The organism is Sphingomonas sp. (assembly GCF_017304615.1).
Taxonomy (GTDB): Bacteria; Pseudomonadota; Alphaproteobacteria; order Sphingomonadales; family Sphingomonadaceae; genus Sphingomonas.
This window is the reverse complement of record NZ_JAFKLZ010000001.1, coordinates 1296254-1320086: the sequence shown is the minus strand read 5'-3', so window position 1 is coordinate 1320086 and position 23833 is coordinate 1296254. Positions and strand designations below refer to the sequence as shown.

At 66.4% G+C, this 23833-nt stretch carries 23 protein-coding genes; 15 read left to right on the top strand and 8 right to left on the bottom strand.

Features of this window, described 5'->3' with window-relative positions:
* The first annotated feature begins 16 nt into the window (after positions 1 to 16).
* The 9 genes from J0J06_RS06625 to J0J06_RS06585 are packed head-to-tail and all read left to right on the top strand — an operon-like array spanning position 17 to position 9431.
* Positions 17 to 628 carry an NADH-quinone oxidoreductase subunit J gene (locus J0J06_RS06625; RefSeq protein ID WP_294040521.1) on the top strand — a complete coding sequence of 204 codons (612 nt, stop codon included), beginning with the start codon at positions 17 to 19 and terminating at the stop codon, positions 626 to 628.
* On the top strand, positions 625 to 930 hold the full coding sequence (nuoK, locus tag J0J06_RS06620; RefSeq protein WP_146570401.1) for an NADH-quinone oxidoreductase subunit NuoK: 306 nt from the start codon (positions 625 to 627) through the stop codon (positions 928 to 930). The genes J0J06_RS06625 and nuoK overlap by 4 nt, the downstream gene beginning before the upstream one ends.
* A gap of 4 nt (positions 931 to 934) precedes the next feature.
* A complete protein-coding gene (gene nuoL, locus J0J06_RS06615; RefSeq protein ID WP_294040520.1) occupies positions 935 to 3004 on the top strand; it encodes an NADH-quinone oxidoreductase subunit L in 2070 nt (689 codons plus the stop codon).
* Positions 3001 to 4530 (top strand): NADH-quinone oxidoreductase subunit M, encoded by a 1530-nt coding sequence (locus tag J0J06_RS06610; protein WP_294040519.1) that lies wholly within the window; start codon positions 3001 to 3003, stop codon positions 4528 to 4530. Before nuoL ends, J0J06_RS06610 begins: the two co-directional genes overlap by 4 nt.
* A complete protein-coding gene (nuoN, locus tag J0J06_RS06605; protein WP_294040518.1) occupies positions 4530 to 5978 on the top strand; it encodes an NADH-quinone oxidoreductase subunit NuoN in 1449 nt (482 codons plus the stop codon). Before J0J06_RS06610 ends, nuoN begins: the two co-directional genes overlap by 1 nt.
* An 8-nt stretch (positions 5979 to 5986) precedes the next feature.
* Entirely contained in the window at positions 5987 to 6682 is a 696-nt protein-coding gene (locus tag J0J06_RS06600; RefSeq protein ID WP_294040859.1) for a biotin--[acetyl-CoA-carboxylase] ligase, read from the top strand.
* A 15-nt stretch (positions 6683 to 6697) separates the two neighbouring features.
* Positions 6698 to 7474 (top strand): type III pantothenate kinase, encoded by a 777-nt coding sequence (locus J0J06_RS06595; RefSeq protein WP_294040517.1) that lies wholly within the window; start codon positions 6698 to 6700, stop codon positions 7472 to 7474.
* A gap of 45 nt (positions 7475 to 7519) precedes the next feature.
* Positions 7520 to 9160: a ribonuclease J gene (locus J0J06_RS06590; RefSeq protein WP_294040516.1), complete on the top strand. Its 1641-nt coding sequence runs from the start codon at positions 7520 to 7522 to the stop codon at positions 9158 to 9160.
* A 1-nt stretch (position 9161) separates the two neighbouring features.
* Positions 9162 to 9431, top strand: coding sequence for a DUF1467 family protein (locus tag J0J06_RS06585; protein ID WP_294040515.1), 270 nt, complete (start codon positions 9162 to 9164; stop codon positions 9429 to 9431).
* Positions 9432 to 9441: 10 nt separating this feature from the next.
* On the opposite strand, the gene J0J06_RS06580 is transcribed toward J0J06_RS06585, so the two are convergent.
* Positions 9442 to 11262 carry a hypothetical protein gene (locus tag J0J06_RS06580; RefSeq protein ID WP_294040514.1) on the bottom strand — a complete coding sequence of 607 codons (1821 nt, stop codon included), beginning with the start codon at positions 11260 to 11262 and terminating at the stop codon, positions 9442 to 9444.
* Positions 11263 to 11343: 81 nt separating this feature from the next.
* Here J0J06_RS06580 and J0J06_RS06575 point away from each other — a divergent pair, with 81 nt between their 5' ends.
* From J0J06_RS06575 to J0J06_RS06560, 4 genes are read left to right on the top strand one after another with little or no spacing between them, the layout of a single operon-like run.
* The gene (locus J0J06_RS06575) at positions 11344 to 11634 is read left to right on the top strand and encodes an Hpt domain-containing protein (protein WP_294040513.1); all 291 of its coding nucleotides are present in this window, start codon (positions 11344 to 11346) and stop codon (positions 11632 to 11634) included.
* A 40-nt stretch (positions 11635 to 11674) separates the two neighbouring features.
* On the top strand, positions 11675 to 12853 hold the full coding sequence (locus tag J0J06_RS06570; RefSeq protein WP_294040512.1) for a hypothetical protein: 1179 nt from the start codon (positions 11675 to 11677) through the stop codon (positions 12851 to 12853).
* Positions 12854 to 12901: 48 nt separating this feature from the next.
* On the top strand, positions 12902 to 13945 hold the full coding sequence (locus J0J06_RS06565) for a DUF2336 domain-containing protein (RefSeq protein WP_294040511.1): 1044 nt from the start codon (positions 12902 to 12904) through the stop codon (positions 13943 to 13945).
* Entirely contained in the window at positions 13942 to 15300 is a 1359-nt protein-coding gene (locus J0J06_RS06560) for a HAMP domain-containing sensor histidine kinase (protein ID WP_294040510.1), read from the top strand. The genes J0J06_RS06565 and J0J06_RS06560 overlap by 4 nt, the downstream gene beginning before the upstream one ends.
* Positions 15301 to 15305: 5 nt before the next feature.
* Here J0J06_RS06560 and J0J06_RS06555 read toward each other — a convergent pair whose 3' ends face one another.
* Genes J0J06_RS06555 through gltX form a run of 4 tightly spaced genes read right to left on the bottom strand, consistent with a single transcriptional unit; the run spans position 15306 to position 18495 of the window.
* Positions 15306 to 15551 (bottom strand): hypothetical protein, encoded by a 246-nt coding sequence (locus J0J06_RS06555; RefSeq protein WP_294040509.1) that lies wholly within the window; start codon positions 15549 to 15551, stop codon positions 15306 to 15308.
* A 25-nt stretch (positions 15552 to 15576) separates the two neighbouring features.
* Positions 15577 to 15768, bottom strand: a complete 192-nt coding sequence (locus J0J06_RS06550) for a hypothetical protein (protein WP_294040508.1) — start codon at positions 15766 to 15768, stop codon at positions 15577 to 15579.
* Positions 15768 to 17045, bottom strand: coding sequence for a citrate synthase (locus J0J06_RS06545; protein ID WP_294040507.1), 1278 nt, complete (start codon positions 17043 to 17045; stop codon positions 15768 to 15770). Before J0J06_RS06545 ends, J0J06_RS06550 begins: the two co-directional genes overlap by 1 nt.
* A 19-nt stretch (positions 17046 to 17064) precedes the next feature.
* Positions 17065 to 18495, bottom strand: a complete 1431-nt coding sequence (gene gltX / locus J0J06_RS06540; protein ID WP_294040506.1) for a glutamate--tRNA ligase — start codon at positions 18493 to 18495, stop codon at positions 17065 to 17067.
* A gap of 28 nt (positions 18496 to 18523) precedes the next feature.
* Between gltX and J0J06_RS06535 the strand changes: the two genes are divergently transcribed.
* A complete protein-coding gene (locus J0J06_RS06535; protein ID WP_294040505.1) occupies positions 18524 to 20782 on the top strand; it encodes a ComEC/Rec2 family competence protein in 2259 nt (752 codons plus the stop codon).
* Here the strand turns inward: J0J06_RS06535 and lexA are convergent.
* Positions 20673 to 21338 (bottom strand): transcriptional repressor LexA, encoded by a 666-nt coding sequence (gene lexA / locus J0J06_RS06530; RefSeq protein WP_294040504.1) that lies wholly within the window; start codon positions 21336 to 21338, stop codon positions 20673 to 20675. The two genes, J0J06_RS06535 and lexA, sit on opposite strands and share 110 nt — an antisense overlap.
* 56 nt (positions 21339 to 21394) lie before the next feature.
* A complete protein-coding gene (glp, locus tag J0J06_RS06525) occupies positions 21395 to 22579 on the bottom strand; it encodes a gephyrin-like molybdotransferase Glp (RefSeq protein ID WP_294040503.1) in 1185 nt (394 codons plus the stop codon).
* A gap of 92 nt (positions 22580 to 22671) precedes the next feature.
* Between glp and J0J06_RS06520 the strand changes: the two genes are divergently transcribed.
* On the top strand, positions 22672 to 23307 hold the full coding sequence (locus J0J06_RS06520; protein WP_294040502.1) for a hypothetical protein: 636 nt from the start codon (positions 22672 to 22674) through the stop codon (positions 23305 to 23307).
* On the opposite strand, the gene moaC is transcribed toward J0J06_RS06520, so the two are convergent.
* The gene (moaC, locus tag J0J06_RS06515) at positions 23304 to 23774 is read right to left on the bottom strand and encodes a cyclic pyranopterin monophosphate synthase MoaC (RefSeq protein WP_294040501.1); all 471 of its coding nucleotides are present in this window, start codon (positions 23772 to 23774) and stop codon (positions 23304 to 23306) included. The genes J0J06_RS06520 and moaC overlap by 4 nt on opposite strands.
* Between the last annotated feature and the right edge of the window lie 59 nt (positions 23775 to 23833).

Below are 23833 nucleotides of genomic sequence, written 5' to 3'. Positions count from 1 at the left end.
GGGGACCCCTGATTCCGTGATCCAGGCAATCGCCTTTTACCTCTTTGCCGCGATGGTGATCCTGTCGGGGGCGTTGACGATCACGTCGCGCAACCCGGTGCATTCCGTGCTGTGGCTGATCATGGCGTTCTTCAACGCCGCAGGCCTGATGCTGCTGGTCGGCGCCGAGTTCATCGCGATGCTGCTCGTCATCGTCTATGTCGGCGCGGTCGCGGTGTTGTTCCTGTTCGTCGTGATGATGCTCGACGTCGATTTCGCGACGATGCGCGCCGGGTTCGTGCGCTATGCCGCGATCGGCTTGGCGTTCGCGGTGGCGCTGGCGTGCGAGATTTTCATCGCGATCGGCGCGTGGGGCGCGGGCGGGCTGCAACTCGACCAGCGCATCGCGCCGACGCCGGAGAAGATGTCCAACATTCAGGCGATCGGGCACCTGCTCTATTCTCGCTATCTCTACGTGTTCGAAGGGGCGGGATTGGTCCTGCTTGTCGCGATGATCGGCGCGATCGTCCTGACGCACCGCCAGCGCGGCGGGGTCAAGGGCCAGAAGATCAGCCGCCAGGTCGCCCGCCGGCCGCAGGACGCGACACGCAACATGCAGCCGCCGGTCGGCCAGGGGGTGGAGCTGTGATCGGGCTGACGCATTATCTGGTGGTGGCGGCCATCCTGTTCGCGATGGGCGTGATGGGGCTGATCGCCAACCGCAAGAATTTGATCATCATGCTGATGGCGATCGAGCTGATCCTGCTCGCGGTGAACCTGAACCTCGTCGCCTTCTCGGCCTATCTGCACGATCTGGTCGGGCAGGTGTTCGCGATGTTCGTGCTGACCGTCGCGGCGGGCGAGGCGGCGATCGGGCTCGCGATCCTGGTCATCTATTTCCGCGGGCGGGGGACGATTTCGGTCGACGATCCCAGCCGGATGAAGGGGTGATCGCGTGATCCAGATCATCGTCTTCCTGCCGCTGTTGGCGGCGATCGTCGCGGGCCTCGGCAATCGCGCGATCGGCAACGTGCCGGCGAAGGCCGTCACCACCGGCGCGCTGTTCATCTCGTGCGCTTTGTCGTGGCCGATCTTCATCCATTATCTGGGCGGCGGCGATCCGTATCCGGTGCAGCAGGTTTTCACCTGGATGAAGTCGGGCGAGCTCGACGTCCAATGGGCGTTGCGCGCCGACAGCCTGACCGCGGTGATGCTGGTCGTGATCACCAGCGTCTCGGCGCTCGTCCACCTCTATTCGTGGGGATACATGGACGAGGATCCGGACCAGCCGCGGTTCTTCGCTTATCTCTCGCTATTCACCTTCGCGATGCTGATGCTGGTGACCGCGAACAACCTGGTCCAGATGTTCTTCGGCTGGGAAGGCGTCGGCCTCGCGAGCTATCTGCTGATCGGCTTCTGGTTCAAGAAGCCGAGCGCCAACGCCGCCGCGATCAAGGCGTTCGTCGTGAACCGTGTGGGTGATTTGGGCTTCATGCTAGGCATCTTCGGCACGTTCCTGGTGTTCGGCACCGTGTCGATCCCCGAAATCCTGGCCGCCGCGCCCAACATGGCCGGGTCGACGATTGGGTTCCTTGGGGCTCGTTTCGACACGATGACGGTGCTGTGCCTGTGTCTGTTCGTCGGCGCGATGGGCAAGTCGGCGCAGCTCGGCCTCCACACCTGGTTGCCCGACGCGATGGAGGGCCCGACGCCCGTCTCCGCGCTGATCCACGCCGCGACGATGGTCACCGCGGGCGTCTTCATGGTTTGCCGCCTGTCGCCGATGTTCGAGGCGAGCGAGGTCGCGCTGACCTTCGTCGTCACGATTGGGGCTGCGACCTGTCTGTTCGCCGCGACGATCGGCACGTGCCAGAACGACATCAAGCGCGTGATCGCCTATTCGACCTGTTCGCAGCTCGGCTACATGTTCTTCGCGGCGGGCAGCGGCGCGTACGGCGCGGCGATGTTCCACCTGTTCACGCACGCGTTCTTCAAGGCGTTGCTGTTCCTCGGCGCCGGCTCGGTGATCCATGCGATGCACCACGAGCAGGACATGCGTTATTACGGGGGGCTGCGGAAACACATCCCGATCACGTTCTGGGCGATGCTGTTGGGCACGCTGGCGATCACGGGGGTCGGCATCGCCGGTGTGTTCGGCTTCGCCGGTTTCTACTCGAAGGACGCGATCCTCGAACTGGCTTTCGCCTCGGGCCGCGGCTCGGGCGCGTTCGTCGTCGGCGTGCTCGCCGCGCTGCTAACCAGCTTCTATTCGTGGCGCCTGATGTTCCTGACCTTCTGGGGCAAGCCGCGCTGGGCGCAGTCGGAGCATATTCAGCACGCGCTGCACGACGCGCATGGTCACGGCCACGACCATCACGACAGCGAGGCGGAGTCGACCGCAAGCACCAGCGCGCACGAGGACGAGCATGCGCCGGATGCCGCGCATCTGCCGACCGGCACAGGCGGGTATCATCCGCACGAAAGCCCGTTGTCGATGCTGATCCCGTTGATCCTGCTCAGCGTCGGCGCGGTATTTGCCGGGTTCGTGTTCCACGGCGCGTTCGTCGATCCGAGTGCGGGCGAAACCTATTGGCACGGCGCGATCGCCTTCAACGAGCACCTTTACCACGCGTCGCATGAGGTGCCCGAGTGGGTGAAGCTGTCGGCGACGATCGTGATGCTGCTCGGCTTTGCGGGCGCTTGGATGGCGTATATCTGGCGCACCGACATCCCGGCGCGCTTCACGAAGACGTTCTACGTCATCTACGACTTCGTCTTCCACAAATGGTATTTCGACGAGCTCTACAACCTGCTGTTCGTCCGCCCCGCGTTCGCGCTCGGCCGGCTGTTCTGGAAGGCGGGGGACGAGGGCACGATCGATCGCTTCGGCCCGAACGGCTCGGCCTGGGTCGTCGCGTTCGGCAGCCGCGTCGCGGGCCGCCTGCAATCGGGATATGTCTACACCTATGCCTTCGTCATGCTGATCGGCCTGACCGCCGCCGTTACCTGGGCGATCAGCCGATGAGCGGCTTTCCGATTCTGAGCCTGATGCTGGCGGTGCCGGCGATCGCGGCGGTCGCGTGCCTGTTCGTCGGCGCGAACAATGCGCGCTGGCTGGCGCTGGCGGCGACCCTGATCGACCTGGCGCTGGGCGTGGTGCTGTGGAGCCAGTTCCAGATCGGCGGACCGCAGTGGCAGTTCGTCGAGAATGTCGCGCTGGTCCCCGGCGTGTTCAACTGGGCGCTCGGCATCGACGGCTTCGCGCTGTTGCTGATCGCGCTGTCGGTGTTCCTAATGCCGATCTGCATCGGCGCCAGCTGGACCTCGATCGAGAAGCGCGTGCCCGAATATATGGCGGCGTTCCTGCTGACCGAAGTGCTGATGATCGGCACCTTCGCCGCGCAGGACCTGTTCCTGTTCTACATCTTCTTCGAAGGTGGCCTGATCCCGATGTTCCTGATTATCGGCATCTGGGGCGGCGCGAACCGCATCTACGCGTCGTATAAATTCTTCCTCTATACCTTGCTCGGCTCGCTGCTGATGCTGGTCGCGATGCTGTGGATGGTGAACGAGGCGGGGACGAGCTACATCCCGACGCTGCTCAACCACGATTTCCCGGTCCATGCGCAGACCTGGCTGTGGCTGGCGTTCTTCGCGTCGTTCGCGGTCAAGATGCCGATGTGGCCGGTCCATACCTGGTTGCCCGACGCGCACGTGCAGGCGCCCACCGCCGGGTCCGTGATCCTGGCCGGCGTGCTGTTGAAGCTTGGCGGTTACGGTTTCCTGCGCTTCTCGGTGCCGATGTTCCCCGAAGCGTCGTCGGCGCTCGTCTGGCTGGTGTTCGGCCTGTCGGCGGTGGCGGTGATCTACACCAGCCTGGTCGCGCTGGTGCAGTCGGACATGAAGAAGCTGATCGCCTATTCTTCGGTGGCGCACATGGCGATCGTGACGATCGGCCTGTTCTGCTTCAACCGCCAGGGTATCGAAGGCGGGATGATGGTGATGCTGGGCCACGGCCTGGTGTCGGGCGCGTTGTTCCTGTGCGTCGGCGTGATCTACGACCGGCTGCATACGCGTGAGATCAGCCGCTACGGCGGGCTCGCGATCAACATGCCGCGCTATGCGACGCTATTCATGTTGTTCACGATGGCGTCGGTTGGCCTGCCGGGCACGAGCAACTTCGTCGGCGAATTCCTGAGCCTGGCGGGCACCTACAAGGTGTCGACCACGATCACCTTACTGTGCACGACCGGCATCATCCTGGGCGCGGCCTATATGCTTTACCTGTACCGCCGCGTCGTGTTCGGCGATATCAAGTTCGACGATGTCCGCGCGATGACCGACCTCAATACCCGCGAATTGTGGCTGCTTGCGCCGATCGCGGCGGCGGTGCTGTGGATGGGCGTCTATCCCGAAAGCTTCCTCGCGCCGATGCGCGGCGACGTGAAGATCCTGCTCGACCGGATCGGCCGCGCCGAGCCCAAGGGCGATGCCGCGCCGACGCCGGGCAAGGCGGTCGCGACGCTCCCGCACCATGAGGGGGTGAAGTGATGGACTGGAACACTTCGCTTCAGGCGACGATGCCCGAACTCGTCCTGTCGATCGGCTCGCTTGCGCTAATGCTGGTTGCAGCGTGGGGCGGCCAGAAGTCGACCAAGGCGGTGAGCTGGACCGCGATCGCGGTGCTGCTCGGGGCCGCAATCGCGCTCGCCGGACCGGCTTCCTATGCTGGATCGGTGTTCGACGGCCTGTATCGCGCCGACGCCTTCGCCGCGTTCGCCAAGGTGCTGATCTACGCCGCCGCGGCGGTATCGATCCTGGTTGCGCCGCGCTTCTTCGCGCGCGGTGACGGCGATGCGCTGCACCCCGAATATCCGGTGCTGATCCTGCTCGCGACGGCGGGAATGGGGATGATGGCGTCGGCGGGCGATATGCTGACGCTGTACGTTGGGCTCGAGCTCAACAGCCTTGCGGCGTACGTGTTGGCGAGTTTCATGCGGCGCGATCAGCGCTCGGCGGAAGCGGGGCTGAAGTATTTCGTCCTCGGCGCGCTGGCCTCGGGCATCCTGCTCTACGGCATCTCGCTGGTCTACGGATTCAGTGGCACGACGCTCTTCACCGGCATCGCGGCCGCCTATGGCGCGGGCAAGTCGCTCGGGCTGACTTTCGGCCTCGTGTTCGTGTTCGCCGGCCTGGCGTTCAAGATGTCGGCGGTGCCGTTCCACATGTGGACGCCGGATGTCTACGAAGGCGCGCCGACCCCGGTGACGGCGTTCTTCGCCTCGGCGCCCAAGGTGGCGGCGGTGGCGCTCGGCGTGCGCGTCGCGATCGAGGCGATGGGTCCGGCTGTCGCCGAGTGGCGGCAGATCGTAATCTTCGCCAGCCTCGCCTCGATCATCTTCGGGTCGGTCGCGGCGATCGGGCAGAACAATGTCAAGCGGCTGCTCGCCTATTCGTCGATCAGTAACGTCGGCTTCATGCTCGTTGGGCTCGCCGCCGGCACGCCCGCCGGTGTGGCTTCGGTCCTGTTGTACCTGGCAATCTATATCGCAATGACAGTTGGCGCGTTCCTCGTCGTGCTGCAGATGCGCGACGCCAATGGCGAGGCGGTCGAGAGCATCGACAGTCTGTCGGGCCTGTCCGAAACGCAGCCCGGCCTCGCAGCGGCGATGATCATCTTCATGTTCTCGCTGGCGGGCATCCCGCCGTTGCTCGGGTTCTTTGCCAAGCTGGCGGTGTTCAACGCGGCGGTACAGGCGGGACTGTTGCCGTTTGCGGTGGCGGGCTTCGTCGGATCGGTGATCGGCGCGTTCTACTATCTGCGCCTGATCAAGGTAATGTATTTCGATGCGCCCGCGCGGGCGTTCGAACGCCAGCGTGACAGCGCGGTCGAATATGCCGTGATGGCCGTGCTGGCGCTGTTCATCTCGCCGGTGGGGTGGCTGATGCTGAAGCCGCTGGGCATCTGGTCGGCGGCGGCGGCGAAGGCGTTGTTCTGAGCCAGCGGATCCGCACGGTCGCCGAGACCGGGTCGACCAATGCCGACATGATCGCGCTCGCCGCAAGCGGCCTGGAAGAAGGGGTGTGGCTGCGCGCCGACCGCCAGACGAGTGGGCGGGGTCGACAGGGCCGCGAATGGGTGTCGCCTGTCGGCAACCTCTACACATCGACGCTGGTGCGTGTGCGGCCGAGCGACCCGCCCGCGGCGACGCTGGCGTTGGTGACGGCGGTGGCGTTGGAGGAGGCGGTCGGCGCCTATCGCCCTGGGGCTGCCCAGCTCAAATGGCCTAACGACCTATTGATCGACGGCGCCAAACTTTCGGGCGTGCTGCTCGAACGCGCAGGCGACGCCGTCGTGATCGGGGTTGGCGTCAACCTTTCCCTCCATCCGACCGACACCGACCGCGTCGCTACTAGCTTGGCGGCGTACGGGGTAAGCGTCGATCCGGCTGATTTCGCCGAGACGTTTGCCGACGCTTTCGCTCGCTGGGTCGAGCGTTGGCGGGGCGAGGGGGTCGATGTCGTGCGCCGCCGTTGGGTCTCCGCCGCACATCCCGTCGGCACGCCGCTCACCGCGCGCTTGCCCGACGGTTCGGCGGTCGACGGTCTCTTCGAGGGACTGGATGCACAGGGCGCACTCATCCTTCGCTTGGCGGACGGCACGCGGCGTGTCATTCACGCTGGCGACGTGTTCCTGCTGTAGTCGAAAGAGGCCCTAATGCTGCTCGCGATCGATGCCGGTAACACCAATGTGGTCTTCGCGCTGCTTGACGGCCGCGAGGTCAAGGGACGCTGGCGCATCGCCACCGATCCGCGCCGCACTGCCGACGAATATGCCGTGTGGCTGACCCAGTTGCTCGGCATCGAGGGTTATCAGCGATCGGACGTGACCGGCGTCATCATCTCTACCGTTGTACCGCGCGCGACGCACAATCTGGAATGGCTGTCGGCTAAATATTTCGACCGGACTCCGCTGATCGCCGGCCAGAAGGGCGCCGAATGGGGCATCGCGATCGACGTTCAGGAACCGCAGAGCTTGGGCGCCGACCGTGCGGTCAACGCGGTCGCCGCGCACGCGCTGCACGAAGGCGACCTGATCGTGATCGACTTCGGCACGGCGACGACGGTGGACTGGATCGACTATCGCGGCGCGTACAAGGGGGGGATCATCGCGCCTGGCATTAACCTGTCGCTCGACGCACTCGTCAGCGCGGCCGCCAAGCTGCCGCGTATTGCGATCGAGGCGCCGGCCGACCCCACGGTGATCGGCCGCGATACCGTCAGCCAGATGCAGATCGGCATTTATTGGGGCTATATCGCGATGATCGAGGGCCTGGTCGCGCGGATGAAGGCGGAGGTTGCTCGGCCGGTCACGGTGGTCGCCACTGGTGGGCTGGCGGTTCTTTTCGAGAAGCACACGACTATATTCGATACGATCGAGCCCGACCTGACGATCCAGGGGCTCGCGATGATGTGGGAACGCGCCCACGCTTGAGGATTGCGCGGCCAATGTGCCGCGCCGGAATTTGAAAGAAACTGAGTGATACCGAACAACGAACTGCTTTTCGTCGCGCTGGGCGGCTCCGGCGAGATTGGCATGAACGTCAATCTCTACGGCTGCCGGGGCAAGTGGCTGATGGTCGACATGGGCGTGACCTTCGCCGACCCCGCTTATCCCGGCGTCGACCTGATCCTGCCCGACCTGCAATTTATCGAGGAACAGCGCGAGAACCTGGTCGGCATCGTGCTGACCCATGGTCATGAGGACCATATCGGTGCGCTGCCCTACCTTGCCGACGATCTCGGCGTGCCCCTCTATGCCAGCAGGTTCACCGCAGGGCTGATCCGCGGCAAGTTGGAGGAAGAGGGGGTTCAGGACCGCGTCAAGCTCAACATCCTCAGCCCCGGCAAGGTGCTCGATATAGGGCCTTTCTCGGTCGATCTGGTTCCCTTAGCGCACTCGATCCCGGAGGCTGGCGCGTTGTTGATCGGGACGCCCTATGGCCGCGTATTCCACACCGGCGACTGGAAGATAGACACCAGCGATGCCGTGCTCGGCAAGCCTTCAACGCCCGAGCAATTGGAAACGATTGGCGACGACGGCGTGCTCGCGCTCGTCTGCGACTCGACCAACGTGTTCAATCCCGAGCCGTCGGGCAGCGAGGCGAGCGTGCGCGACGGGCTGGTCGCGGCGGTGAAGAAGGCGAAGGGGCGCGTCGTCGTCACGACCTTCGCCTCGAACGCCGCACGGCTGCAGACGCTGGGCGAGGTGGCGAAGGCGACCAATCGCAAGATTTGCGTCACGGGCCGCTCGCTCGACCGCATCCTGACGGTCGCGCGCAGCACGGGCTATCTGAAGAATTTCCCGGATCCGATCTCGCCCGAATCCGCGATGGGCCTGCCCAGCAGCGACGTGCTGGTGGTTGCGACAGGCGGCCAGGGCGAGCCGCGCGCCGCGCTCGGCCGCATTGCCGAAGGGACGCACTCCATCAAGCTGGACGCGGGCGACACGGTGATCTTCTCGTCGAAGCAGATTCCCGGCAACGAGCTCGCGATCGGCCGCATTCAGAACCAACTCGCCGCCAAGGGTGTGGAGATGGTCACCGAGCGGCAGGAGCATGTCCACGTCTCCGGCCATCCGGGCCGGCCCGAACTGGAGGCGATGTATCGCTGGATCCGACCGGACATTCTCGTGCCCGTGCATGGCGAAATGCGCCACATGATGGAGCAGGCTCGGTTCGGCCTAGCACATGGCATCCCGCGCGCCCTAGTGCAGAATGACGGTGACATCATCCGCCTTGCGCCGGGCGAGCCGGCGAAGATCGGACACGCGCCGGTCGGGCGGCTGATGCTCGACGGCGACGTCATCCTGCCCGCCGACGGCGCGACGATGAACGAGCGGCGGCGGTTGGCGAGCTTCGGCCAGATGTCGGTCGCCGTGGCGATCGATGGCAATTACCGGCTGGTTGGCAGCCCAGAGGTGCGCCTGCAGGGTGTGCCGGTCGAGGAAGACAAGGAAAGCTTCCTCGACGAAGCGTGCGACGCCGCGGCGGACGTCGTGCGCAAGCACAAGGGCGATCTCGCTGATCTGCGCGAATCACTCCGGCTCGGCGTGCGGCGAGTCGCGACTAAATGGACCGGGAAGAAGCCTGTGGTCGATGTCCTGGTGATCGAGATCTGACATGCGCTGGACGTCGCTGCTCGCGATTTATTTTCTGTTCTGGGCGTTTTCGGTGTTCCTCGTCCTGCCGTTCGGGGTGCGGACGACGAATGAGGCGGGGGGCGACTATGTTCCCGGGCAGGCCGAAAGCGCACCGCACGAATTCAGCATGCGGAAGATCGCGCTGCGCGTGACGATCGTGGCGACGATCCTATGGGCGTCGTTCGTGGCGAATTACGAGTTCGGCTGGATCACGCCGAAGATGCTCGATTTCTTCGGATGGCTCGACTGAAGCCGATTCTCTAGGCGCGCAACCGCTCGATCGACTGGGCCAGCGCAACATAGAGCTTGCCCATATCCGACGACAGCAACGTCACGCCGATCGGCGCGCTGTCGCGCTGCGCCAGCACCGCGCGCAGCATCGCCTCGAAATCGTGGATGTAGCGGTTGATGTGCTCGCGGACGGTATAGTCGTGTTCATAGACTTGCGCGATCGTCTTGAGCTCGGCCGCGCCGATCAGCTTGACCGCGCGGCGGCTGAACGCGCCGCGGTCGCCGCGCAGATAGGCTGCCCAGGATTTGTCCGGCACCTCGGCGGCATAGATCGCCGACAGGTCGATCGCCGCCGATTGCAACGATTCGATCAGCAGCGATACGCGCCGCGCAAAACCGTCCGCGTCGCTGGTAGCGGCCAGCCGCGCTTCGATATGCCCCGACGCGTCGGCGATCGCGCGCATCTGGTCGTTGAGCTTGTCCGATGCCTCTGTGGCGGAGGCGGCTGCGGTCGTTTGCGCCTCTGCGATGGCGGCGAGGCTTTTCTCCAACGCTTCCTTGCCTGCGGTTTCGATCGCCGCGCTGGCGTCGGGGACGATCCGTTCGATCGCCTCACGCGCATGGTCGGCGGCGGTGTTGGCGGTGTCGCGAATCCGCATCAGGCTTTCGAGCAGCTGCGGAGCAGCTTCGCCAGCAAAGCGTTCGGCGGCGCCATGGCTGTCCTGGATCGACTGTGCGAGCGCATCGACTTGCGCCTGGCCGTTGTTCAAGACTTCGGCGACATGGTTCACTACCGCCTCGACCGCGGCTATACGCTCTGCGAGCGCCCCGGCGCTGTCGGTCGCCGTGCGGTCGAGTGTCGCCTGGTGCGCCGACAGCATCGCGGCCATGGCGTCGCCCTGCGCCGTGATTCCCTTGCGCGCTTCATCGACCGCGCTGGCGGTGCGGTCGAGTAGGCCATCGACGGTTTCGGACATGGTAGCTGTAACGCTTTCCAGCCTTGCACCGGCGGTTTCGCTGGTCGCCTCCATCCGCGCGATGTTGGCCGCGAGCCGTTCGGCCGCGCCACTGGTCAGCGCATCGGCCTCCTTGCCGCGTTCCGAAAGGGCGACGATTTGCGCGTCGAGCGCGGCGGCGCGTTCGCTCGCGGTCAGCCCGGTTGCTTCGATCTTCGCGGCCAGCGCGTCGGTTTCGGCATGCGCCTTGGGCAGGGTAGCGAGCAGGACGTTGAGCTTGTCCTCCGCCGTGCGCGCCGCGGCGTCGAGCCCAGCGGCCTGTTCCTGCGCATTGGCGATTTGTTCAGCCATGCCGCTGGCGGCCGCCATCATCGAGGTGATCTGATCGGCGAGCGCTAGGCGGTTGGCCTCGATCGTGTGCGTCATCGCCGCGACGACGCCCTGGAGGTGCCCCGCCTCGACCCGCATCGACAGCGCCGTGGAATTGAAGCGCCGCGCCTCCGCCTTGCTCGATCGGCGGGCGATCAGCCACAGCACGCCGAGCAGGATCAGCGGCATCGTCATCAGGGCGACGATCTGGGCGATCGCCAGCGGCAGTCGGGCGGTCAGATAGAAGGGGGTGACGTAATAGGCGAAGAACCCGATCCAGGCAGCCGCGAGCAGCAGGAAGGCCCCGCCTAAAACCTTGCCGGAAATGCTCGCCGACACCTCATAGGCGTCGAGTTCGAGTGTCTCGTCGGGCTCGGCAGTGCTTTCGGCATAGCGGTTGAGGTCGAGCGGTTCGGCTTCGTTGGCCGACACCGCAGTGATGCGATCAGCGGAAGCGCCGTCGGGCGAATTGCCGAAATCGACATCGTTCACGCGCAGATCGACGATGGTTGAACCCCCGCTCATGATACCGTGTTTACCATGAATTGGCCCGGATCAAAGCGATTACGCAACGATCCGTTAAAGCCCCCGTGTTACGGCAACGTTATGGCTTATGACCCCGGAGCAATCGACGCCACACTGGCAGCCGCGCTTGGCGACGAACCGACCCTGATCGCGGAGCTGCGTGTCGCTTTTGTCGGCAGTGCGGAACGCACAATCGCGGCGATCGAGGCGGCGACCGACGACGCTGGCTGGGCGCTTGGCGCATCGCGGCTCAAGGGGCTGGCGGCGAGCTTTGGCGCGGTGCGCTTGATGGCGCTGGCGTCGGAGGCAGCCGAGGCGCCCCGGGATGCGGAGATGGTGCGCAAGCTGCGCCGGGCCGTCGCTCGCCTCTAACCCTTTGCGTTAAGCAATTTCACCCCGTAACAGCCCCGTCATGCTTGCGGGGCTGCTGTTCGCGACTGCTGATGCTTCGGACCGCCACGACACGCTCGCGGCGACGCTGCCGATCGGTGGCGTGACCCTGATCGAGTTTCAGGCGCGTTTGCTGATCGCAGCGGGCGCGTCGCAGATCGTCGTCGTCGTGTCGCGGCTGACACCTGAATTGCTTGGAGCGGTCAATCGGTTGAGCCGTCGCGGCGTCGTCGTCGACACCGTCCGTGGCCCCGCAGAGGCCATCGCCAAGCTGCACCCGCTGGCGCGCGTCATCTGGCTTGCCGATGGGCTGGTCACGACGGGCGGCGTAGTGGAAGCGATGCGCGACCGTGAGGGCGACACGTTGCTCGTCGCACCCGAAAGCGAGGGGCTGGAGCGGATCGGGCCGGGCGTGGTCTGGGCCGGGGTCGGCATGATCGACCCGCAACGCATCGCCGATGTCGCCAAGTTGCCAGCAGACTATGATTTCGCGTCGTCGCTGCTCCGCGTGGTGGCGCAACGTGGCGCGGCGCAGCTTGCCTTGCCGGAAGCGGCGGTGCGCGACGGACATGGCATCCAGCGCGATTCGCGTGCGCTGGCGGCGAAGGGCCGCGCGGCATTGATCGCCGCGATCGGTGCGCGGACCAACTGGATCGATCGCTTCCTGATCGCACCGCTCGCCAAACTCGTCCTGCCGCCGCTCGTGGCGCGGGGCGTGCCGGCGTTGATGCTCGCGGCATCGGGGATGGTCGTGGGGGGCGCCGGGCTAGCGGCGCTGGTGCTCGGCTGGCCAGCGTCCGGGCTGGGAGCGATGATCGCCGCGATCGTGCTGTTCGCCTTGGCCGAAGTGCTGGGGTGGCTGCGCGACGAAAGATGGCTGATCTCGGTGGCAAAATGGTCGATTCCCGTGGCGGCGGCGCTGGCGACGCTGCTATTCGGGCGGCAGGCGGGGTTGGTGGCAGGTAGTGCGACCGCGCCGTTGCTGGCGTTGTCGGCCGTCATCGCCGCGTGCCTGGCCGAGCGGGCGGCCGGGTCGGGGCAGCGGCGATTGTGGTGGGCGACGCCGCCCGCCTATCCACTTATGCTGCTACCCGCGGCGATCGGCGGCCAGCCGCTGGTCGGGCTCGCGGCGGCGGCGGGCTATGCCCTCGCGACTCTGGCGCACGCGATCGAACAGTTGCGCAAGCGGGTCGCGGGCTGAGGCATCTGGCTAACCGCCCTTTAACGACGCGTGGTGTACAGCTTTCCCATGTCGACCGATAAACGCGACATTGACGACGGCGGCCGTAACGGCGCCAGTCAGCTGCTCGCGCGTGCGGCGGCAGCGCTAGCGCGTGCCGATCGCGGACTGACGCATGCCATCGACGACTTTTTCATCGACGAGGATGCGCGGCTGGACGACCGCATGCGGGCGACGCTGACGGCGACGCTTACGGCGATGGTCGCGGCGGTCGAGGGCGATATACGGCGGCGCGCGGCGCGGTCGTTGCCCGAGGCGGCCGAGGGCGCGCCGGTGCTCGACCGGCTGATTGGCGCGGGGGTGCTGCGCGATCCCGTCCTGATGCGCGAACTGATCGACCGCATAAGCCTCGACCTGCTGGCGGATTCGCTGACCGATGCCGCCCCCGACGATCACGAAGCGGCGAGCCTGTTGGCGCGGCTGACGGCGAGCGCCGACACCTATGTGGCGAGCGCTGCGCGCGCTACGATGGCGGGCGAGGCGGAGCGGCGCACCTTTATTGATACGGGGCGCATGAGCCGCACTGCGCTGCCCGCCGAACTGCATCACCGGCTGGTCTGGTGGGTGGCGGCGGCGATTCACGAACAGTTAGCATCCGGCGATGCGGGGCGCGTCATTGCCGACGCGGCGCTGCACGCGCTTGGCGGGCATGACGAGGGCGACCGGGTCGAGGGAGCCGCGGCGCGGCTGGCGGCGGCGATCGATCCGCAGCCCGGGGAACTGCCAGCGTTGCTCACCCACGCGCTGGGCGATCGGAGCATCGGGCTGTTTGTGGCGCTGCTGGCGTTCGCGCTGCGTGCCGATTTTGCCGCCGCGCGCCAGTTGGTCGTAACCGGCGGCGATTCCTTGTGGCTCGCGCTCCGCGCGATCGATCTCGACCGCGCGACGATCGCTAAGATCGGGCTTGCGCTGAGCCACGATGTCGAAGCGTTCGCCGATCAGCTCGACGCCGTCATGGGTGTGGGCGCCGACGAAGCGCGCGCGGCGCTCGCACCGCTGACGTTGCCGGCCGACTTTCGTGCCGCGATTGCCGCGTTGAAGGCCGCGCGATGAGCGAAGCGGCGGTCCATGGGTTCGTCGATCGCGATGGGCGGCTGATGGAAGCGGACGGCCCGCTCGAGGAACTTAATGCGCGCGCAGGCGGTGCGATCGGCCAACCGTTTGCTGTGCCGCAAATCGCCGTGCTGGCGCGGCTGGCGCAGCGGCTGGGCATCACCGTGTCGCGGCATGTGCTGGCGGCGGACGGGCCCGACGATGTCGAATTGTGGGTGCGCGCCGATCCCGTCGATAGCGGCGTCAGGCTAGCGGTCAGTGGCTGGCGCGTGAAGGCGCCGTGGACGCCGCCGATCGATTCGGCGCGGCGCGAACGTGACCTGTTGCTGCGCGACGCGGATTGGTCGTGGGAGACCGACGCGACACTGCACTTGACGGCCATCGGAGCCGAGGCGGCGCAATACGGGATCGAGCCGAATGGCCTGCTAGGCGAGCCGCTCGACGCGCTGATGACGCCGATACCCGACGAGCATGGCGCGATGCCGTTGTTCGCGGTGCTGCTGGCGCACGGTCCCTTCAATGACCAGCCCGCGACGGTCCGCGCAACCGGCGCGACGGTGATGCTGTCCGCGCGGCCTCGGTTGGACGGCGCGGGCAAGTTCGCGGGTTATGTCGGCGCGGCGCGGCGCGGCGCTGCGGTTGCTGCTCCCGTTCCCGCAGAGCCAGCCGGCGAAACACTGACCGAGGCGTTTGAGGGGCGGCTGCAGCGCGCGCTGCAGCTGCCGCTGGGGCGGATCATCGCCAACGCCGACAGCATCAATGCGCAGACCGACGGTCCGATCCGGCAGGACTATGTCGAATACGCCGCCGATATCGCGAGCGCGGGGCGGCATTTGATGGCGCTGGTCGACGATCTGGTCGACCTGCAGGCGATCGAACGGCCTGATTTCGCCGCTGCCGCCGAACCGATCGATCTCGCCGATCTCGGCCGCCGCGCCGCCGGTCTGCTCAGCGTGCGCGCGGCCGAGCGCAATGTACGGATCGATCGGCCCCAGGACGGAGACGCAGCACCCGCGATTGGGGAGTTCAAGCGCGTGCTGCAAATCCTGGTCAATCTCATCGGAAATGCGGTGCGCTATTCGCCCGAGGGCGGGATGGTGTGGGTGCGGACGCACCGCGACCGCCAGACCGCGGTGATCATCGTCGCGGACCAGGGCAAGGGCATAGCCGCCGAGGACCAGGAGCACATTTTCGAAAAGTTCGAACGCGTCGACCCGAGCGAGCCGGGCGGCAGCGGTCTGGGTCTCTACATTGCGCGCCGGCTGGCGCGGGCGATGGGCGGTGACTTGACCGTCGATTCAGCGCCGGGCGAGGGCGCGCGGTTCATGCTGAGCCTGCCGGGACGGAGCAGTTAGATAGACTAAGTTCGCGAGCCATCGAGCAGGACAAGCGTCTCCTCGATGGGCTGACCGATCCACATGCCGCCGCGATGGCTATCCCATTCAAAGCGCAGGATCGCTTGGACCTCGATTTCGTTCGGCGAGTATAGTTGGACGAGAAGTCCGTCGCGCAAGGCGCCGCCTAATGCTGCTAGGTCAGCCTTCGACTGCTCGAAGATCAGCCAATAGCCGTGTTCCATCGTCCCGTCGTTCGCGTCGAAGAACACGCGAGGCAGCGATGACGTCATTGCCTCAGCGCCGCCGCCGGCCCCAGCCGATCAGCATCAGGCCGAACAGAGCGAGCAACCCGCCCCAGAGCATCCAGATACGGATGTCGAGCATGAAGCTCGACGCCGGCCAATGGACGATTCCGGCGCCCTGGAGGAACCACAAGCCGCCCATCGCGACGCACAAGACGCCGGCGATGGTGAACAGCAGCCGCATCAGCGCTTGCCGACCGGAACGTAGTCGCGTTGGGTCGGACCCGTATACAGCTGACGCGGACGGCCGATCTTCTGCGCGGGATCGCTGATCATCTCGTTCCACTGGGCGACCCAGCCGACGGTGCGGGCGAGCGCGAACAAGGCGGTGAACATCGTCGTCGGGAAGCCGATCGCCGACAGAATCACGCCCGAGTAGAAATCGACGTTGGGGAACAGCTTCTTGTCGATGAAATACGGATCGTTGAGCGCCATGTGCTCAAGCTGCAGCGCGACTTCGAACACCGGGTCATTGACCTTCAGCGCGTCGAACACCTCGCGCACTGTCTGCTGCATCACCGTCGCGCGCGGATCGTAATTCTTGTACACGCGGTGGCCGAAGCCCATCAGGCGGAACGGGTCGTTCTTGTCCTTCGCGCGCGCGATGAATTCCGGAATGCGGTCGGGCGTGCCGATCTCGCGCAGCATGTTGAGGGCTGCTTCGTTCGCGCCACCATGCGCCGGGCCCCACAGGCAGGCGATGCCCGCCGCGATGCACGCGAACGGATTGGCGCCCGACGAACCGGCGAGGCGGACGGTCGAGGTCGATGCGTTCTGTTCGTGGTCGGCATGGAGGATGAAGATGCGGTCGAGCGCCTTTTCTACCACCGGGTTCACGTCGTATTTTTCCGCGGGCACGCCGAAAGTCATGCGCAGGAAGTTGCCGGTGTAGGACAAGTCGTTGTCCGGGTAGAGGAACGGCTGGCCGACGCTGTACTTGTAGGCCATGGCTGCGATCGTCGGCATCTTCGCGATCAGGCGATGCGACGCGATCATGCGCTGCTGCGGGTCGTTGATGTCGGTCGAATCGTGATAGAAAGCCGAGAGCGCACCGACCACGCCACACATGATCGCCATCGGGTGCGCGTCGCGCCGGAACCCGCGATAGAAGGTCATCAGCTGTTCGTGCAGCATCGTGTGCCGGGTGATCGTATGCGTGAAGTCGTGCAGCTCCTTTGCTGACGGCAGTTCGCCGTTGAGCAGGAGGTAGCTGACTTCCATGAAGCTCGATTCTTCGGCGAGCTGGCCGATCGGATAGCCGCGGTGGAGCAGTACTCCCTCGTCGCCGTCGATATAGGTCAACGCGCTTTCGCAGCTCGCGGTCGAGGTGAAGCCCGGATCGTAGGTGAACATCCCGGTGTCGGCATAGAGCTTGCGGATGTCGATCACGTCGGGACCGACGCTGCCCGACATCACCGCATAGTCATGGTCGCCGAGCTTGATGGTGGAAGTGTCGGTCATCGTCTTTCCCTTCGAATCCTTACGCCATCTGATCGGCGATGCGGCCCAGGCTTTCTTCGCGGCCGAGGACGGCAAGCACATCGAAAATGCCGGGAGAGGTACGCTTGCCGGTCAGCGCGGCGCGCAGCGGTTGCGCAACCTGGCCCAGCTTAACCCCGGCATCCTCGGCGACCCGCCGGACCGCGTTTTCCAAAGTCTCCGTATCCCAGCTTTCGGCGGCGTCAAGCGCGGTGTGCAACTGCGAAAGAAGCGCCGGTGCGTCTCCCGCGAGAAGCGGCGCCGCGTCCGTATCGATTTGGAGCGGCCGGACCGAGAAAAGGAACGCGCTGCCATCCGCGAGCTCGATCAGATTGGCGGCGCGGGGCTTGAGAAAAGGCATGGTGCGGCGCAGCAGGTTGCGCTGCGTTTCGTTGAGCGAATTGGGAAGCCGCGCGGCGACCAGATCGGCAAGGCGCGTATCGTCGGCCTCGCGGATATAATGACCGTTAAGGTTCTCCAGCTTCTTCAGGTCGAACCGGCTCGGTGATTTGCCGACGCCGGCCAGGTCGAACCACTGGATCGCCTGATCGCGGCTGATGATCTCGTCGTCGCCATGCCCCCAGCCGAGCCGTAACAGGTAATTGTCGACCGCTTCGGGGAGCAGGCCCATTTCGTCGCGATAGGCATCGACGCCGAGCGCGCCGTGACGCTTCGACAGTTTGGCGCCGTCCGATCCGTGGATCAGCGGGATGTGCGCATAGACGGGTTCCGGCCAGCCCATCGCGCGATAGATCGGCAACTGGCGGAACGCGTTGTTAAGGTGGTCGTCGCCGCGGATGACGTGCGTCACGCCCATGTCGTGGTCGTCTACCACCACCGCGAGCATATAGGTCGGCGTGCCGTCGGAGCGGAGCAGGACGAGGTCGTCGATTTCTGCATTCTGGACGGTGACTTCGCCCTGCACGCGATCGTGGATCGTCGTCGCGCCTTCGGTCGGCGCTTTCAGGCGGATGACATGCGGCGCGGACGGGTCGTTGGGCACGCGGTCGCGCCACGGCGAGCGGATGCGCAGCGGCTTCTTCGCCGCCTCCGCCTCGGCGCGCATCTGCGCAAGTTCGTCCTGCGTCAGGTAGCAGCGGTACGCAGCGCCCTTTTCGACCATTGCCATCGCGACCTCGGCGTGGCGATCGGCGCGGGCGAATTGATAGGTTTCCGGGCCGTCCCAGTCGAGATCGAGCCAGCGCATGCCGTCGAGGATCGCGTCGATCGCCGGCTGCGTCGATCGCGCGCGGTCGGTATCCTCGATCCGAAGCAGGAACTTGCCGCCATGATGCCGCGCGAACAGCAGGTTAAACAACGCGGTGCGCGCACCGCCGATATGCAGATAGCCGGTCGGCGAAGGTGCGAACCGGGTGACGACGTTGGTATCGGATGCGCCGATAAGCGATCCGGGATCAGAACTTGCGCTCAACCGCGCGTGCTCCCAAGCTGAAAGACATATGGCGACGATCGCCGAGGGGGCCTCTAGCACTTACATTTCGTGGCTTCAAACGCAGGCCGCAAGGGGCCGGCGTGCGCGCGACGCACTTGAGGCGTGGTTGGAGGCGGAGCGGGACCAGTTGCCGCTGTGGCTGCCAGTGGCGCTGGGGGGCGGGACCGCCGTATGGTTCGTGTTGCCCGATCCGGCGCAATGGGTCGCGGCGATGTGCGCGCTCGGCGCCGTTGCGCTGGCGGCGATTGCGGTGGGGCGGCATGGACGCGCGGGGCGATCGGTGGCGATCGGCGCTGCGATGGCGGCACTGGGGATCGCGCTGGCGTGGTCGCGGGCGGAAAGCGTCGCCGCTCCCGTACTGGCGCGGCCGACGATCGTGACAATGACGGCGCGAGTCGAAGGAGTGGAGCCACTGCCGGCGCGCGAACTGGTGCGGCTTCGGCTGGCGCCGCTGGCGGTGGAGAGCGACACCGATCGTGACGCGGCGCGGCCGCCGCCCGCCTTGCCGCCGCGCATTCGAGTCAATCTCGCGCAGAGCGACATGCCGGCCGATCTTGGCATCGGCGCGACGATCAGGCTGCAGGCCCGGCTGATGCCGCCCAACGCGGCGACCGTGCCGGGCGCTTATGATTTCCGCCGCGTCGCGTGGTTCGATCGGCTGGGCGCGACGGGGAAGGGGATCGCGCCGGTTACGGTGCTGACGCCTGGCAGCGGGTCGAACGGCCTGAGGGCCGCGCTCGCGGCGCATATCGAAGCGCGCTTGCCGGGGAGCGAGGGCGGCGTCGCGGCGGCGCTGGCGGCGGGGGACGAAGGGGCGATCAGTGAGGTCGATTCGGACGCGATGCGGCGATCCGGCCTTGCCCACCTGTTGTCGGTCAGCGGGTTGCACATCACGGCGGTGGTTGCCGGGACGATCTGGGCGATGACTCGGCTGCTCGCTTTGTGGCCGTGGCTGGCGCTGCGCACGCGAATCCCGGTGATCGCAGCGGGGTTCGGGGCGCTGGCGGCGATCGGCTATACATTGCTGACCGGTGGCCAAGTGCCGACCGCCCGGTCGTGCATCGCGGCGTTGCTGGTGCTGGCGGCGCTGGCGATGGGGCGCGAGGCGATCACCTTGCGGCTAGTCGCGACGGGCGCCTTCGTCGTGCTGCTGTTGTGGCCCGAGGCGCTGATGGGGCCGAGTTTCCAATTGTCGTTCGCGGCGGTGGCAACGATCGTCGCCCTGCACGAACAGCCGCGCGTCAAAGCCTGGTTCATGAAGCGCGACGAGGCGTGGTGGCGGAAGGCCACTCGGGAGGTCGCGTCGCTGCTGCTGACCGGCGTGATGGTCGAGGCTGCGCTGGCGCCGATCGCGCTCTACCATTTCCATAAGAGCGGTCTTTACGGCGCGTTTGCCAACATCGTCGCGATCCCGCTGACGACGTTCGTGATCATGCCGGCGGAAGCGCTGGCGCTGGCGTTCGACGCGGTGGGGCTGGGGGCGCCGTTCTGGTGGGTGACGGGAAAGGCGCTCAACCTCTTGCTGTGGGTTGCGCATAGTGCCGCGGGTGCGCCGGGATCGCTCGCGATGCTGCCCGCGATGCCGGGCGGAGCCTATGGGCTGATGATCGCCGGCGGGTTGTGGGTTGTGCTGTGGCGGACGCGGTGGCGGCTGGCGGGGATCGGGCCGTTTGCCGTCGGAGCGTTCTGGGCGCTGGCGACGCCCGCGCCTGACCTGCTTGTATCAGGAGACGGCCAGCATCTCGCGGTCCGGACGCCGGGCGGTGGTGTGGCGATGCTGCGTGACCGGGCGGGCGACTATGCCCGTGACACGATGGCCGAGAATGTGGGGGTCGATGGCGGAGCGCTGTTACTGTCCGAACAACCGTTCGCGTCGTGCAGCCGCGATGCGTGCCTGGCGACGGTCGCGTCGGGCGGACACACGTTCCGCATCCTCGCCACGCGGAGCGTCTATCAGCTCCCGATCGAGCAGCTCGTCGCTGCGTGCCGATCGGCGGACATCGTTGTCAGCGATCGCCGCTTGCCGCGCACTTGCACGCCGAAATGGCTAAAGCTCGACGCGCTGGCGCTGCGCAGGACCGGCGGCGTGGCGATCGCGCTGTCGAGCGGGCAGGTCGTCACCGTCCGCTCGCCCGGTGACCGTCACCCGTGGATCGTCAGTCGTAGCGCCGCAGCAAACCCGCGAGGCGACCCTGCACGCGGACCTGCGCCGGGGAATAACGCTGCGGATCGTAGGCGCGATTGGCCGGGTCGAGCCGGACCATAGCGCCTTCGCGACGGAAATATTTGAGCGTCGCCTCGCTGTCTTCGATCAGCGCGACGACGATTTCGCCATCGCGCGCCGTTTCGGTGCGGCGGATCAGCGCATAATCGCCGTCGAGAATACCCGCCTCGACCATCGAATCGCCCGACACTTCCAGCGCATAATGTTCGCCATTTCCGAGTAGTGCCGCGGGAACCGAGAGGGTTGACGTGCCCTCAAACGCTTCGATCGGTACGCCGGCGGCGATGCGGCCGTGCAGCGGGATTTCGATCACGTCGTTGGCGGGTTCGGGGATGGGGCGGAAGTTGCTGGGCTTTGGAACCGCCGCGCCGCGCTTTTCGGCGCGTTCGGGCATCTTCAAAACTTCGAGCGCGCGCGCGCGATTGGGCAGGCGACGCAGGAACTGACGCTCCTCGAGCGCGGAAATCAGGCGGTGCACGCCCGATTTCGACTTGAGGTCGAGCGCGTCCTTCATTTCCTCGAACGACGGCGATACGCCTGTTTCGGCGAGCCGGTCGTTGATGAAGCAGATGAGTTCGTGCTGCTTCTTCGTGAGCATGATGTTCCTCCGTCCTAGAACAGACGCGGAACCAATATGGAACATAAAACGGCAAGTCAAGCGAGCGCGATGATCTCCACCGTGTCGCCCGTTTGGGCGGCCGGCGCGTGCGATGCGCGGACGATCAGACAGTCGGCGCGGGCCAGGGTCGCGAGCATCGAACTGTCCTGGATGGCGGCCGTGGCGACGCGCCCGTTGGAAATCGTTGCGCGCAGATAATCCTGCCGATGGTCGTTCGCGGGCAGCGATTCAGCCAGCGTTGCGGTCAGTGTTCGTGGCAATGGGTGTCGCGCGCCCGCCATCGCCGCGATCAGGGGGCGGAGGAACAGGGTGGCGGTGACGAACGCCGACACGGGATTGCCGGGCAGGCCGAGGACGACCGCATCGCCGAGCGTTCCGGCCAGCATCGGCTTGCCCGGCCGGATCGCGATTCGCCAGAAGTTTACCGCCCCGCCCGCCACCTCCAGCGCGGGGCGGACAAGGTCGTGGTCGCCGACCGACGCGCCCCCGGTGGTGACGACGATATCGGCCTGTGACCCGGTGAACGCGGCGGTGAGCGCGTCGAGCCGGTCGGGGATGATGCCAAGAGATTCTACATCGACGGGCAGGTCGGCGAGCATCGCGGCGAGCATCGCACTATTGCCTTCTGGCAGCGTGAGCGGATCGTCGGAAGTTGCGCCGGGGGCTATCAACTCGTCCCCCGTCGCCAGGATCGCGACGCGGAGCCGCCGGGCGACCGTCAGTTCGCCATGCCCGCCGGTCGCCGCCAGCGCGATCCGTGCGGGGGTCAGCCGCTCGCCTGCTACGATCAGCGTGTCGCCCGCGTTGAAATCGAGACCCTTGCGCCGCACGCTCTTGCCCAGCACGGGCGGCCCTTCGCCGGACAAGCGCAAGGTGTCGCCGTCACGCGCCGCTTCTTCCTGCACCAATACGCTGTCGGTACCCGTCGGCATCGCCGCCCCGGTGAAGACGCGTGCCGCCTCGCCCGGCCCGACCGGTCCGGCAAAGGCGCGCCCGGCCGCGCTCTCGCCGATCACGCGCCACTGGCCGGGCAAGTCGGCGAAGCGGATCGCATAGCCGTCCATCGCCGACAGGTCGGCGGCGGGTTGCGATCGGCGTGCGATCACCGGCGCCGCCGTCCAGCGCCCGGCTGCCTGCGCCAGCGAGACCGTCTCTGTGGCGACGCGCGGCGCCATCGCGAACAACCGCGCCTGGGCGTCGGCGACGGGCAGGAGGGTCATACGGCGCAGGGGTCGCATGGGGTGGGAGACGACATGCCGCCGCTATGGCATAGTGCGACGGCGTCGGGACAGCATTTTGCGGGGGAGCGGGCATGAGGGCGTTGATCGCGATGATGTTGCCCGCACTCGTCGCCGCGGCGGCCGACCCCCATCCCGCGGCCTTGATAGGCACCTATGACGGCGGGCAGATGGAAATGGCGGTAGGGTTGCGGCTGAAGGCCGATGGGCGGTTCGATTATGCCATGTCCTATGGCGCGCTCGACGAACAGGCGGCGGGGACGTGGGCTGCCGATGATCGCGTGGTGCGGTTGACCAGCGATCGGGTAACGCCGCCGCGGTTCAGCCTGATCGGGCAGACGGTCGCGCCGCGCGGGACGGTGAGGATCACGCTGGCGTTGCCGAGCGGGATGAGCCGGCAATATTTCGACGCGCACGTCGTGCTGACCGACGGGCGCGTGATCGATCAGCAATTGGGCGAGGGCGACACGTCGATCGCGATCGATCCGGGTAATCCGCCGGTAAAGGTCGCGCCGTCGCTCGATATGTTCGACCTGGCGAGCGCGCCGGTGACGATCGACCCCGCCAAGGGATACGGGTTTGCGTTCCGGTTCGAGCCGAACGATCTGGGGAAGGTCGATTTTCGGGCGACGCCGCTGACGCGCGCGGGCGGCGATCTGGTGTTCGAACGGTACGGGCGGACGATCCGGTTCCGGCGCGTAAAGCCTTAGGGCGCGCGCCAGTCGCCCGATTTGCCGCCGGTCTTTTCGATCAGGCGCACGCCGCCGATCACCATTGCCTTATCGACCGCCTTGGTCATGTCGTAGATCGTCAGCAGCGCGACCGAGACGGCGGTCATCGCTTCCATCTCGACCCCGGTCTTGCCGGTGGTGGTGACGCTCGCGGTGGCGGTGACGCCGGCGTCGTCGGGTGCCAAGTCGATCGCGACGCTGGCGATGGGGAGGGGGTGGCAGAGCGGGATGAGGTCTCCGGTGCGTTTGGCCGCCATGATCCCGGCGACGCGCGCGACGGCGAGGACGTCGCCCTTCGCGACCGCGCCATCCCGGATCGCGGCGGCGGCGTCCGCCGACATCGCGATACGGCCTTCGGCCACGGCGCGGCGTTGCGTGTCGGGCTTGGCCGAGACATCGACCATCCGGGCCGCGCCCGTGTCGTCGATATGGGTGAGGGTGGTCATCGCTTCCTCCCTACTCCGTTCGCCCTGAGCTTGTCGAAGGGCGTGTGCCGGACACGGGC